The organism is Pseudomonas sp. PGPR40 (assembly GCF_022014505.1).
Lineage (GTDB): Bacteria > Pseudomonadota > Gammaproteobacteria > Pseudomonadales > Pseudomonadaceae > Aquipseudomonas.
Genome location: NZ_JAKLSP010000080.1, coordinates 1 through 546 on the forward strand (window position 1 = coordinate 1; position 546 = coordinate 546).

Genomic DNA, 546 nt, shown 5'->3' on the forward strand with positions numbered 1-546 from the left:
CTGTCGATTGAAGACCGCGCCGGGCAGGAACTGATCTACCTGCGCGCCCAGCGCGATCTGGAGCAGAAGGTGGTCAATGACAGCCGGCTGGAAGTGGGCAACGAGCGTCGGGAAACCATCAAGGGCCACAGCATTACGCTGCTGGAGGCGGAAGAGCATCGCACGGTCATGGCGGATCGCAAGGTGCAGCTGCAGGCCAGCGACTATCTGCAGGTGGCCGGGAGCAGCCACACGAAAGTCGATGACACGCTGGTGGTCGAGGCCGCTCAGCAGCTGCACATCAAGGCGGGTACCCACTTGGTGCTGGAGGCGGGCGAGAGTATTTCGTTGAAGGTGGGTGGTCAGCACATCGTGCTCAATGCCGACGGGATCTTCAGCAGCCGCGAGCTTGAGATCGGCGGCGCTCCAAAGCCGGGTACGGGCAGTCGCTGGCTTGTTGGTCTCCGTCGTGCCTGCGCCTCAGCCGACGGAAGACGAAGCGGCGGATGAGCTGGAGGAAGAAGAGGAAGAAGTCGAAGAGGAAGGGATTACCTTGCGAATCGGGGT

General features: G+C 62.3%; 1 protein-coding gene. It reads left to right on the forward strand.

Going from position 1 to position 546, the window contains the following annotated elements:
• A partial coding sequence (locus MEB48_RS29045) for a bacteriophage T4 gp5 trimerisation domain-containing protein (RefSeq protein ID WP_442969131.1) occupies positions 1-489 on the forward strand: 489 nt, incomplete at its 5' end.
• Positions 490-546: the final 57 nt, after the last annotated feature.